Raw genomic sequence first — 11,691 nt, forward strand, 5'->3', positions numbered from 1 at the left:
ATAAACCTGGGCTTGTAACTAGGCTTGGAATATCAACAATGCACCTGCTTACGGGGATGTCACGTTCTCGCATCGATAGGCAGTTGAAGAAGCTAGCAGATCTGAGGGTCATTGCTCATCATCAACCAGGGCAATACTCGCCTCAAACTGGTACTCGTAAGACCTCTACCTATTTGCTTGACCTTGCACACCCGGTAATGGGAAATACCGGTAGGGCATCTATAACGATCTCCTCTTTATCCTCAAGCTTTCAGCACAAGGAGGCGGAGTTAGCAGATGCAGAAGAGATAATAGATGGAACAGAGCTAGTAGATGAAACAGAGCTAGTAGATGGAACAAAGCTAGTAGATGAAACAGAGCTAGTAGATGAAACAGAACCCTTTGGTGTAACGGAGCTGGTGGATGGAATCGTCGATGCAGTGATGGCCGCTGGGGTGTGTGGCATACAACTCGAATTATTGCTGAGGCAATACAAAGCTGCTGAAAGAGATAGGTCAAAAGGTACTAGTGAGGAAATAGAGCAAGGGGTCGAATCTGCACGTTTGGTCAAAGCCTACTACAAAGCTAAAGTTGTCATGCAAAGCGCTCTAACACTGTTACCCAACACTCGTTACCTAGAGGGCGGTATCGAAACGCTACTTCATACGGTAATCCCCCCATTTTTAGCGGGGTTCAAAAGTAGACCTCAGGCCATCATAGCCAACTTCTGTTGAGGGGTAATCCCTCCGAGTCCCATATTGGGTCGTTCGTGATTGTAGTGCCAGAGCCAACGAGTGGCATAATCCTGGACTTCTTCGGTGCTGTCGAATAGATATTGTGCCAGCCAATCGTAACGCACCGTTCGGTTGTAGCGTTCGATATAGGCATTTTGCTGGGGTTTGCCGGGCTGGATAAACGCCAAAGCAATGCCTTGGTTCTCCGCCCAGGTCGCCAGCTTGCCACTGATGTACTCTGGGCCGTTGTCACAGCGAATAGAACGAGGCTTGCCCCGCCATTCGATGATCTGCTCCAGTGATCGGATAACACGCTCTGCCGGAAGCGAGAAGTCCACTTCAATGCCAAGGCCTTCGCGGTTAAAGTCATCGATCACATTCAGCAGCCGGTAACTGCGTCCGTCGTTGAGCTGGTCGTGCATGAAGTCCATCGACCAGCTGTCGTTGATCGTGTCCGGCACAGCCAAAGGCTCCGGCTTTTCACGAACCAGGCGCTTCTTGGGCTTGATGCGCAGATTCAGTTCCAGCTCCCGGTAAATCCGGTACACCCGCTTGTGATTCCAGGCAAAGCCTTTCACATTGCGCAAATGCAGGAAACACAGACCAAAGCCCCAGTTCCGCTGATTATGGGTCAATCGAATCAGCCAGTCGGCAATCTCGGCATTCTCGCTGCTGAGCTTGGCCTGGTAGCGATAGCAGGTCTCGCTGATGCTGAACATCCAACACGCCAGGCGAATGCTGACACGCTTCTCAGTGACGGCCTTCTGCGCCATCTCACGGCGACGAGACGGCTTCACCACTTTTTTTCGATGGCTTCCTTGAGGATGTCAGCCTTCAGCCGTTCTTCGGCATACATCTTCTTGAGCCGGCGGTTTTCATCCTCCAGCTCTTTCAAACGGGCCATCATCGATGCGTCCATTCCGCCGAACTTCGCGCGCCATTTGTAAAAGCTGGCGCTGCTCATGCCGTGCTCACGGCACAGCTCCGGAACCGGGGCGCCGTTCTCGGCTTGCTTCAGGATCGACAGAATCTGGCTGTCGGAAAAACGTGACTTCTTCATGCAGAATCTCCCTGCGTGTAGCTTACGGAAAATTCTACTTTCGATCACCGCTGTTTTTCGGGGGGATTACCATACCTACGACACCGGCAACGCTGATAAACTGCTTACGAGCATCCATGCAGATGCCATGTTAATGCTTTCAACATGCTGGCTCGAATTGAAAGAAGGAAAAATAGGCCCCGACCAACCTCAACCCGATATCATCGCAGGAGCTGCGCGTCGCTTAAGCCTTACACTTGAAGCCGAACGGCATGAACCTCTATGCGACGAAATAGCAGCTGACACTGAAGAGCATACCCATAGCACTCGCAGTGAAGGTGAGGAAAACAACAGCCAACACATGACAACCGACTCATCCGCTAAAAAGAGCGATTATTCGCCTTTGGCAATTTTGATATATGCGCTTTCCCATCATTTGGCTAAAAATTTGCAAGGTGCTTTTAGGTCTGATGACGGTATCGATTTTGAAGCACTAACGTACGTGTTAGTTCCTGTTTACGCTGGCAAGCCAGATAAACAGCGCTTGCTTACGTATCAGCTGCGTGGTTATGGGGTTACAACTGAAGATCGTAAGGATAAACAGAAAAATATCTTATACCGGGATCCTGTCGATGAGGATCTAAAAACCTATTGGCAAACACATCATCAGGATTGCCTTTCAGCCATCAATGATGAGCCAGATGATGCAACGGCGTTAGATGCTCAAGAGCCTAGCGACGCATAACCACCAGTCGCCAAAGCCACTCTCCAATTAAAAAATACTCACCTGCCTTATCTCATGAACGAATAACAGGAGTTCGTCATGAGCAATCGACTTATCCGCATCAAAGACGTCATGGATCGCACTGGGCTGGCTAGATCGACGGTCTACAAGTACATCAGCCTTGGGCAGTTTCCTCAGCCCATCAAGCTGGGCACTCGGGCCGTTGCCTGGGTCGAGCGTGAAGTGGAAGCCTGGATCTGCGAAAGCATCGAGCGCAGAGATCAAGCAGTGCTGAAGTAACTCAACCTTTCCTCATTTAATTGAAGAGTGATGATTCGCTAACGGCGACTCACTCCCATCAGCAACCATCAGTACCTATCGGTCACTACCCATTCCCAAGAACCTTGTTTAATTATTATTAGTTAAATCAAAGGGTAACGGGAGGGGCATCAAGCCCCGCACCTGAGTAGCGAGCGTAAAGGTAGCTATCCGAACGTATCCATCTCAATGAATCCAGCCTCCGCTGGAGGTTTCGTCGTGTCTGAAATACACGCTCATGCCTCCGAAGGCATGGGTCGATCTCACTATCGAGGTAATTACGATGCTTCAACGACACCCATCAAACGCTAATTTGTGCTTGAACGCTGCTCCTACCTTCAATGGGCTTGCTCTCCAAGTAAAACATCTCCCAATGGCCGATGAATACCTTCAGGCCCTTTACAATACAATGCACAAGGCTCTCGCTGACTACCCTCGCGTGCTAGCCTTCAGGGTCGATCCTGTCATTCCCACAACGATAAGCGACCGGATGAGGCCGGAGGATCACAAAGGGCTTATCGCAAGGTTCATTGCTTCCTTTAAAGCAATTATCAAACATGACCGCGAGAACAAGCGGAAGGCTGGCTGGGTGCCAGATACCAAGGTGCGCTACGTGTGGTGTCGGGAGATTGGCCATAACGGCAAGCCGCACTATCACTTCTTCTTCCTACTGAATCGTGACGCGTATCACATGCCAGGTAAGGCAGGCTCTCAAAACGAGAACCTTATCAGCCGGGTGTCACGTGCTTGGTACAGCGCGTTGGGAATCACTTGGAACCCTCAAGAGCCATGGATACACGTCCCTGATAACCCGTACTACTGGATCGACCGAGGTGACCTGACTAGCTTTGAGCAGGCTTTCACACGCGCTTCGTATCTCTGCAAAGCGAATACAAAGCAGTATGGGCTAGGGGTGCGTGCATTTGGTACTAGCCGCCAATAAGGGACATTGTCTATAGATCCACAAGCTCACTAAACCTATCCAGGCAATGGATACGGTCAGTGGAGTATCGCTTTGCCCCCATGCCCCCACACCGCTAAACTCGGCTCATTATTTTGTGGGGGCTAGGTATCCGCCATGCCCACAGTTATCGCATACATGGAATCATCAATGAGCCACACCGTTACGCTGCAACAGCTGGAATCCTTTCTATGGGAAGCCGCCGATATTCTGCGCGGCAATATGGATGCGTCCGAGTACAAGGATTACATCTTCGGCATGATGTTCTTGAAGCGCCTGTCGGATGCCTTTGAAGAAGCCCAGGAATCGGTGGTTGCGTATTACCTCAGCAAAGGCAAAAGCGAGCCTCAGGCACGTGAGCTGGCCGATGATGAAGACGAGTACGACAAAACCTTCTACATCCCGCCTGTGGCCCGCTGGGGGGTGATTAAAGACCTTAAGCACGACATTGGCGCGGAGTTGAACAAAGCCACCGAAGCGATTGAAGAGCACAACGCCACGCTGGAAGGTGTGCTGGTGTCTATCGACTTCAACATCAAGAACAAGCTCTCTGATAAGAAGCTGCGGGATCTGCTCAGCCACTTCAGCCGCTACCGGTTACGCAACCAGGATTTCGAGCGGCCTGACCTGCTGGGCACGGCCTACGAATACCTGATCAAGATGTTCGCCGACAGCGCCGGTAAAAAAGGCGGCGAGTTCTACACGCCTTCTGAAGTGGTGCAGCTACTGGTATCGCTGCTCAAGCCCCACGCGGGCATGCGCATATACGACCCCACGGTGGGGTCGGGCGGTATGTTGGTGCAAACCCGTAATCATCTAGCCACCAATGGCGAGAACCCGGCCAACTTATCGCTGTTTGGCCAAGAGATGAACTTGAACACCTGGGCCATCTGCAAGATGAACATGTTCTTGCACGGTGTTTACAGCGCCGATATTCGCAAGGGCGATACGCTAGGCGACCCGCAGCACACCCAAGGCGGTGAGCTGATGACCTTCGACCGGGTACTGGCCAATCCGCCGTTCAGCTTGAAAAAGTGGGGCAAGGAAGAAGCCGATAACGACCCCTATGGCCGCTACCCCTACGGCACGCCGCCGAAAGATTCCGGCGACCTGGCCTTTGTGCAGCACATGATCGCCAGCCTAAATGCCGAAGGCATGATGGGCGTGGTAATGCCCCATGGCGTGCTGTTTCGGGGTGCTAGCGAAAAAGCCATCCGTCAGGGCATCTTGAACGACGACCTGCTGGAAGCGGTGATTGGACTGCCACCGGCGCTGTTCTACGGCACCGGCATTCCCGCCAGCCTGTTGATTATCAACAAGCAGAAGCCTGCCGAGCGTAAAGGCAAGGTGCTGTTTATCAACAGCGAGCTGGAGTTTGAAGAAGGTAAGAACCAGAACAAGCTGCGTCCACAGGATATTAAGAAGATCGTTGCTACCTTTGACGATTACGCCGAGATCAAGCGCTACTCCAAAGTCGTCAGCTTGGCTGAAATAACCGAGAACGACTACAACCTGAACATCCGTCGATACGCCGATACCAGCCCACCGCCGGAAATCTTCGATGTGCGTGCCATCCTCCACGGTGGCATCCCCGTGCGGGAAGTGGAAAGCGAGTACATCCGCGAAGAAATCCTGATGGCGTTTGACGTTCGCTGCGTATTTGATCGGCGTGATGAGGCCTACTACGACTTCAAGCCCGCCATCGACAGCAAAGAGCAGCTGCGCGACATCGTCCAGCAAGAAGCGCCTGACGCTGATAACAGCGCTGCCATTATTAGCCAACTAGAACGCTGGTGGGATAAGTACAAGGTCTCGCTGCACGAACTAGATGCTGAAGTCGCCGAGGCAGAAAGCGTGATGAAGGGCTATCTGAAGGAGCTGGGGTATGAGTGACGTGAAGGAATTCACAAATACCGCGAGCGCTGGATACGCTAGAGCGGTAGATTCGGTGCCTGAGGGATGGACTTCAGCTGAGCTGTCTGATTTCTGCGATACCGTAGGTGGTGGTACACCTGATCGGTCAGTTGAAGAATATTGGAATGGTGAGATCCCTTGGGCTTCCCCTACTGAAATTACAACACGTCACTCAAAGTACATCTCAAAAACTAAAGAAAGCATAACTCTCAGAGGGTTAGAAAAAAGTTCTGCGAAGCTCCACCCGCCTGGAACTGTTTTAATGACCAGCCGGGCCAGTATTGGTTATGTCGCGATCAACACTGTTCCAATGGCTACGAACCAAGGATTTCAGTCTTTACGCTGCAAAAAAAATGCCTTAGCGGACTACATATATCAATATATTACTTGGATACGTCCTGAGTTAGAAAAAATGTCTGCTGGCAGCACATTTTCGGAGATTTCCTCTTCTAGTGTGAAAAGGCTTCGAGCGACGCTTCCCCCACTCCCCGAGCAGAAAAAAATCGCCGCCATTCTTTCATCCGTTGATGAGGTGATTGAAAAAACACGCGCCCAAATCGACAAGCTGAAAGACCTGAAAACCGGCATGATGCAGGAATTGCTGAACAAGGGGATTGGGGCGGACGGCGTTCCGCATACTGAGTTCAAAGACTCGCCGATAGGGCGGATACCGGTTTCGTGGGATGTTCTGGCAATTAGTGCGGTGTGCAGTGAAATCGTAGACTGTGTCAATAAGACTGCGCCCGTTGTTGATTATGTGACGCCTTACAGAATGATTCGTACTACAAACGTTCGTGACGGCAGAATAAAAACAGAAGGTTTGCGGTATGTAACTCCTGAAACATTCAACCTTTGGACTAGGCGATTAAAGCTAGAAGCAGGAGACCTTATCTTTACGCGTGAAGCTCCAGTAGGTGAGTGCGGTCTACTCGAAGATGCGACCGGACTGTTTTTGGGGCAACGTACCATGGTGTACAGAGCTAATAAAAATAAGATGAGTAATTTATTTTTGTTGTATTCCATGCAAAGTGAAAGCTGCCAGGCGCAGCTTTCAGACTTAAGTGGGGGGAGCACAACGCCTCATTTAAGAGTGCCAGATTGCAGCAAAATCCTGCTAAAAGTACCACCAATTAGCGAGCAAACATTAATCAGCGAATCTATCCGCAGTGCTGATTCACTTCTTGAAAAGCAGCAGGACAAAATTGCCGAGCTAAACAGCCTTAAAAAAGCCCTGATGCAAGACCTACTCACCGGCAAAGTCCGCGTACAAGTAGAGGCCCGCGAGCTAGCTAAAGCCTGAACTCCCCATCCCAACTGCTCCTTTTCTTGAGTTGACAGGTCTCCATTTTATCTCATACTTGTCAACTCACTTCCTCATTACTAAGGTATCCCCCATGCTGCATGATCGTTTGCATCGTGCGCGTGTCCTCAAGAACATGACCCTGCAGCAGGTGGCCGACCAGCTGGGGGACATTACCAAGCAGGCTCTGTCCAAATATGAGCAGGGCAAGGACGCGCCCAACTCCACTCGCTTAATCCAGCTCGCCGATGTGCTGGGAGTGAGCCCTGAGTATTTTTTCCGTCCTGACTCCGTCGCGCTAGGGGCAGTCGATTTCCGCAAGCACTCCGCTTTTGGTAAACGCCAGCAGGAAGCCGTGAAAGAGCAAGTGCGCGAGCACCTTGAGCGTTACTTGGCAGCGGAAAGCGTGTTTGAGACTGAACCACGCCGCCGTGGTTTTACCCAATGGCATCGCCGTTTTGCGGTAGCTAACCCTGAAGAGATAGAACAGGCGGCGGAAGCATTACGCCACGCCTGGAACCTGGGGTTAAACCCAATTGCCAATCTGACCGAAACCCTGGAAGAAAACGACATCAAGGTCGTGGGCCTGCACGCACACCAAATGTTTGATGGCCTGTGTGCGCTGGTCAATGAGGGCGCAGATGCGGTGATTGTTAGCAACACTGATCGCCCCGGTGAACGCCAACGCTTTAACCTCGCCCATGAGCTAGGTCACCTTGTCATGGCCATGCCTGACGCCATTCACGGCACTCGGGAAGAAGAAAACCACTGCCACCGCTTTGCCGGTGCCTTTCTGTTTCCTGCTAGCCAAGTACGCGCCATTTTCGGCGAGCACCGCAAGCGTGTGCTGTTTGATGAGTTCCTGCTGGCAAAACAAGAGTGGGGCATTTCCATTCAGGCGATTCTACGGCGGCTGCATGACCTGGGCATCATCAACCCAAACCTCTACCAAAGCACCGTCAAATACTGGTCAATGCAGGGCTACCGCACCAGTGAGCCTAACCCCTTACCTTCAGAGACGTCTTACCGCCTGCGGCAGTTGGTTTACCGAGCCCTTGCGGAAGGGTTAGTCACCCCCTCACGGGCAGCAGAATTACTTAATACCGGCCTGGGGGATATCCAGGAGGTCATGGCCAACGGACAGACAGGTGGCGGCGCGCATGTCAGCGAAAATACTTGTCTCTGATACCAATACTTGTCTCTGATACCAATATTTGGATCGATCTTCATCGTAGTGGCCTGCTTTCAACCGTCTTTGCACTGCCCCATCAATTCGTCACCACGGATTTTGTATGGCGAGAGTTAAGGCAGCCACCCGGCCAGCAGTTGACGGATCTGGGGCTGACGATAGAAGGCTTAAATGGCGATGAGGTGGTGTCGCTTTTTGAACTTCGCCAGACCCTGGGCAACTCTTCTCTGGCCGATGTCTCCTGCTATTTTCTGGCCAGGGAGCGACGCTGGCCGCTATTAACCGGTGACGGTGCGCTGCGCAAATCTGGCCAGCAAGGCCAGCTTGATGTGCGGGGTGTGCTCTGGATTTTGGACGAGCTGGAACGCCATGTGTTGCTCTCGACGCAACAGCTCGCCGATGCGTTAGACAGCATGCTGAAGGCAGGTGCCCGATTACCTAAAGAAGAGTGTCGTAAACGGCTGAACCGGTGGCGATAGCATGCTAGGCTGAGCCAAAAGCATGACAAAGGATAATTACCTTGTTTCAGGATGAAGTCGATAAGGTTGAGCTACCTGCTATTGCCCAACTCCAGCAACTGGGGTGGCGATACGTTCCTGGGGCAAGTTTATCCCCTGTGCTGCCTATTGACGGTGCCCCTTCTACCGGTGAGCGCGGCTACTATCGTGACGTAGTACTCGTCAAACAGTTAGAAGCCGCCCTGCGGCGCTTGAACCCTTGGATCAGTGAAGAGAACCTGCGCAAGGTACTGCGGGAAATGACTCATCCCCACCATGCGGGCCTGATGGAGTATAACCACGCGATTTACCAACAGCTGGTCAACTACCTCTCGGTAGAGCAGGACGTGGGCAAGGGGCGCAAGGGGCAGACAGTCAAAATCATCGACTTCGACCAGCCTGACAACAACGACTTTCTCTGGTAAGCGTTCATCCTACGACGTAGTTGACCTACTTCACGTCACGCAGAGGCCTAAGTAACTCCGGCGAGACCTTGTACTGTTTCCTGCCTTCCTCGCCCAGCACGATCACACTCTTGCGGTTGATCTTGGTGACGATCCCCAACACCGGTCCTTCTCGGCCTTCGAAGGTCACTTTCAGACCAACCCGCAACCGACTCAAGGCTTGCAGGGTTTCCTGTTCTTGCAGTTCATCAATGCGCTGGCAGATGTACTGGTTCAGTTCCAGCAACTCGTCGATGCTCATGTCCTCAATGCGCATGGACGACCTCCACCGGTGTGAGTTGCGTGGCTTGTCGGTCCGGATGACGGGGATCGATCAGAGCCCGTAGCGGATTCTCGGCGAACCGGATTTTCCAGCGCCGCGGAGTCAGGTTCGCCACTTCACTGGCGGGATGCTGACTGACGCGTTGCAGCACGTCCACCAGGTAAGTGTAGGGGTTAATATCGTGCAGCTTGCAGGTGCTGATCAGGCTCTGGATGATGCCCAGGTGTTCCGCGCCCAGTTCGGTCCAGCAGAACATCCAGTTTTTCTTGCCCATTGGAATGGGGCGTAGCGCCCGTTCCAGGTGGTTGGTGTCTGGCTGCACGTCCGGGTTTTCCAGGAACACGGTCAGGCTCGCTTCGCGACCGAGCACGTAGTTCAGGGCCTTGGTCAGCGGGTCGCTGGGCACGAGGCCGCCTTGTGCCAACTGATCCCGGCACCACTGGAAGAAGCCGCTGACGACCGGCTTCGCATGGTCCAGCCGGTATTGGCGCTTCTTCTCGCCGGTGAGCTCCTTTTCCTTAATGGTATCTTCAATCTGGTACAGCTTCGCGATCTGTTGCAGGGCTTCGGTGGCCTTCTCAGGATGATCCTTTTGGGCCTCAACGAAGCAACGGCGACTATGCACCCAGCATTGAGCATGAGTAATACCTTTCTGGGCCGCGGCATAGCGGGCATATGCGGCATAACCATCGCTGATCAGAGTGCCACTGAATTGGTCGTTCAGAACCTGCTCGATGTGCAGTCGGCCCCGACTGTTCGAGTAGGTAAACACCACTTCGTCGTCATCACCGTATAGGGGCCAGAACCAGCCTGTTTTCATCTTGCCTTTCTGCGGGCCTGCCCGGCCCTGGTGGCCCGCTTTGATGGGTGTTTCGTCCATGGCCAGCACCCGGCTGCGCAGCACGTTGTCGGTCTGGGCGTCCACAATGGGCCGAAGCAGGTCGATGGCCCGCTTCACCAGGTTCGTCAGGGTGCTGCGGCTGAGGGTAATACCCGCTTGTTGAATGCGCTGGTGCTGGCGATACAGCGGCAGGTGGAACTGGAACTTGTCCACCAGCAACCCGGCCAGCAGGCTGACATCGGCCAGGCTGTTGTCCAGCACGTTGAACGGGGCTGGCGTCGTCACAGGTTTTGAGTCAGTGCCCTTACGACGGAACACCGGGCGTTCGCATTTGAGCACCACATAGCTGGAGGCGCGCTGGGCCAGGCGATAAGTCGTTTTAGTGCCAATGATGTCGTACTGGTCGGCGTCCGGACCGGTCAGCTCCGGTGGCAGGTGTTCAATGACTTCCACCGGCACCCCGGCAGTAAAGCGCAGGCCAGTGTCGTTCAGACAATCGTCGTCCCGCTGCTTCTTGCCGGTGCCGCGCTGGTAAGCCTTAATAGTGCGTTTTTCTTCATCGGCAGGCTGTTCCGGTCGCGGTGCCTCCTCTGGCTGGAACAAGCTGTCCTGCCCGGGCAGATCGACCACCTGCTTCTCGGATTTGGGGCCGAACAGCTGCTTCTTGAACCAGTCTAACTGGTGTTTCAACTGCCGAATGGATTCCGCCTGGGCCTCCAACTGCTCCCGCAACAGTGCATTCTCCTCGGCCAGAGCCGAGGAGGAAAGTGTACCGGGAGAAGAAGCTGAAGCCGTTGAATTCATGGCCGATATTATACCGGAACTCTGTCTTCTATACCCCTCGAAAACGCTTGAACTGGCGGTATTTCTGCACCTCAATGCCGTCAATCAGCAGCTGCAAATCCGTCAGGGTCAGGGTTCGCTGACCGGAGGCGGATAACGGCACCCGGAACTGGCCCTGCTCCAGGCGCTTGGCCCACAGACAGTAACCGGTGGCGGTAAAGTAGAGCATCTTCATCTGGGTCTTACGGCGATTGACGAAGACAAAATACTGACCGCTGAGGGGGTCGTGCTTCAATTGATTCCGAACCAGGGCGCTCAGGCCCCGGAACGATTTGCGCATGTCGGTGGGCTCGGTGCACAGCCAGATGCGCGCCTGGCTATCGAGCCCGATCATCCGTTCTGGCTCAGCCGCAGTTCGACGCCGTTGCCCAGGCTCAGCACAATGTTCCAGCCTGGGCCGGACTGCGCCGCACCCATCAGAGAGGACAGGTCCAGAAAACCGGCTTCGCCGGAATCCGCTGAGTCACCGGCCGCCTGATCGGACAGGCGCTTGCGCCAGTTACAGAAACTGGCGTAGCCGATGTTCTCTTGTTTGCAGAACTTCGAAGCTGACAGACCACTGTCACGCTGCTGATTGACCAGAGCCTGCCACTGTTCGGGTGTGCGGTGCTTTCTCATGGGGGTAA

14 protein-coding genes are annotated in these 11,691 nt (G+C 53.5%); 9 read left to right on the forward strand and 5 right to left on the reverse strand.

The window, feature by feature from the left end:
* The first annotated feature begins 83 nt into the window (after window positions 1-83).
* Window positions 84-713, forward strand: a complete 630-nt coding sequence (locus AB6K10_RS08800; RefSeq protein WP_339118465.1) for a hypothetical protein — start codon at window positions 84-86, stop codon at window positions 711-713.
* On the opposite strand, the gene AB6K10_RS08805 is transcribed toward AB6K10_RS08800, so the two are convergent.
* A protein-coding gene (locus AB6K10_RS08805) for an IS3 family transposase (RefSeq protein WP_305948193.1) occupies window positions 686-1,773 on the reverse strand; the annotation gives its coding sequence in 2 pieces (ribosomal slippage) (window positions 686-1,521 and window positions 1,521-1,773; 1,089 coding nt in all). The genes AB6K10_RS08800 and AB6K10_RS08805 overlap by 28 nt on opposite strands.
* On the opposite strand from AB6K10_RS08805, the gene AB6K10_RS08810 reads away from it, so the two are divergent.
* The 8 genes from AB6K10_RS08810 (at window position 1,772) to AB6K10_RS08845 (ending at window position 9,080) form a co-directional block, all read left to right on the forward strand.
* On the forward strand, window positions 1,772-2,497 hold the full coding sequence (locus AB6K10_RS08810) for a hypothetical protein (protein ID WP_339118466.1): 726 nt from the start codon (window positions 1,772-1,774) through the stop codon (window positions 2,495-2,497). The genes AB6K10_RS08805 and AB6K10_RS08810 overlap by 2 nt on opposite strands.
* Window positions 2,498-2,575: 78 nt before the next feature.
* Window positions 2,576-2,776, forward strand: coding sequence for an AlpA family transcriptional regulator (locus tag AB6K10_RS08815; protein WP_253018695.1), 201 nt, complete (start codon window positions 2,576-2,578; stop codon window positions 2,774-2,776).
* A 427-nt stretch (window positions 2,777-3,203) separates the two neighbouring features.
* A complete protein-coding gene (locus AB6K10_RS08820; protein ID WP_339119610.1) occupies window positions 3,204-3,737 on the forward strand; it encodes an inovirus Gp2 family protein in 534 nt (177 codons plus the stop codon).
* 168 nt (window positions 3,738-3,905) lie between these two features.
* Entirely contained in the window at window positions 3,906-5,648 is a 1,743-nt protein-coding gene (locus AB6K10_RS08825; RefSeq protein ID WP_339118467.1) for a type I restriction-modification system subunit M, read from the forward strand.
* A complete protein-coding gene (locus AB6K10_RS08830) occupies window positions 5,641-6,969 on the forward strand; it encodes a restriction endonuclease subunit S (protein WP_339118468.1) in 1,329 nt (442 codons plus the stop codon). The genes AB6K10_RS08825 and AB6K10_RS08830 overlap by 8 nt, the downstream gene beginning before the upstream one ends.
* A 94-nt stretch (window positions 6,970-7,063) precedes the next feature.
* A complete protein-coding gene (locus tag AB6K10_RS08835; RefSeq protein ID WP_339118469.1) occupies window positions 7,064-8,155 on the forward strand; it encodes an XRE family transcriptional regulator in 1,092 nt (363 codons plus the stop codon).
* Window positions 8,146-8,637, forward strand: a complete 492-nt coding sequence (locus tag AB6K10_RS08840; RefSeq protein ID WP_339118470.1) for a hypothetical protein — start codon at window positions 8,146-8,148, stop codon at window positions 8,635-8,637. The genes AB6K10_RS08835 and AB6K10_RS08840 overlap by 10 nt, the downstream gene beginning before the upstream one ends.
* 41 nt (window positions 8,638-8,678) lie before the next feature.
* The gene (locus AB6K10_RS08845) at window positions 8,679-9,080 is read left to right on the forward strand and encodes a type I restriction endonuclease (protein WP_339118471.1); all 402 of its coding nucleotides are present in this window, start codon (window positions 8,679-8,681) and stop codon (window positions 9,078-9,080) included.
* Between the two features lie 25 nt (window positions 9,081-9,105).
* On the opposite strand, the gene AB6K10_RS08850 is transcribed toward AB6K10_RS08845, so the two are convergent.
* The 4 genes from AB6K10_RS08850 to AB6K10_RS08865 are packed head-to-tail and all read right to left on the reverse strand — an operon-like array spanning window position 9,106 to window position 11,683.
* On the reverse strand, window positions 9,106-9,375 hold the full coding sequence (locus AB6K10_RS08850) for a hypothetical protein (protein ID WP_062375866.1): 270 nt from the start codon (window positions 9,373-9,375) through the stop codon (window positions 9,106-9,108).
* The gene (locus AB6K10_RS08855; RefSeq protein ID WP_339118472.1) at window positions 9,365-11,026 is read right to left on the reverse strand and encodes an IS66 family transposase; all 1,662 of its coding nucleotides are present in this window, start codon (window positions 11,024-11,026) and stop codon (window positions 9,365-9,367) included. The genes AB6K10_RS08850 and AB6K10_RS08855 overlap by 11 nt, the downstream gene beginning before the upstream one ends.
* Window positions 11,027-11,054: 28 nt before the next feature.
* The gene (gene tnpB / locus AB6K10_RS08860) at window positions 11,055-11,399 is read right to left on the reverse strand and encodes an IS66 family insertion sequence element accessory protein TnpB (RefSeq protein WP_044630870.1); all 345 of its coding nucleotides are present in this window, start codon (window positions 11,397-11,399) and stop codon (window positions 11,055-11,057) included.
* The gene (locus AB6K10_RS08865; protein ID WP_016915086.1) at window positions 11,396-11,683 is read right to left on the reverse strand and encodes a hypothetical protein; all 288 of its coding nucleotides are present in this window, start codon (window positions 11,681-11,683) and stop codon (window positions 11,396-11,398) included. The genes tnpB and AB6K10_RS08865 overlap by 4 nt, the downstream gene beginning before the upstream one ends.
* Window positions 11,684-11,691: the final 8 nt, after the last annotated feature.

Source organism: Halomonas sp. BMC6 (genome assembly GCF_964204995.1).
Taxonomy (GTDB): domain Bacteria; phylum Pseudomonadota; class Gammaproteobacteria; order Pseudomonadales; family Halomonadaceae; genus Vreelandella.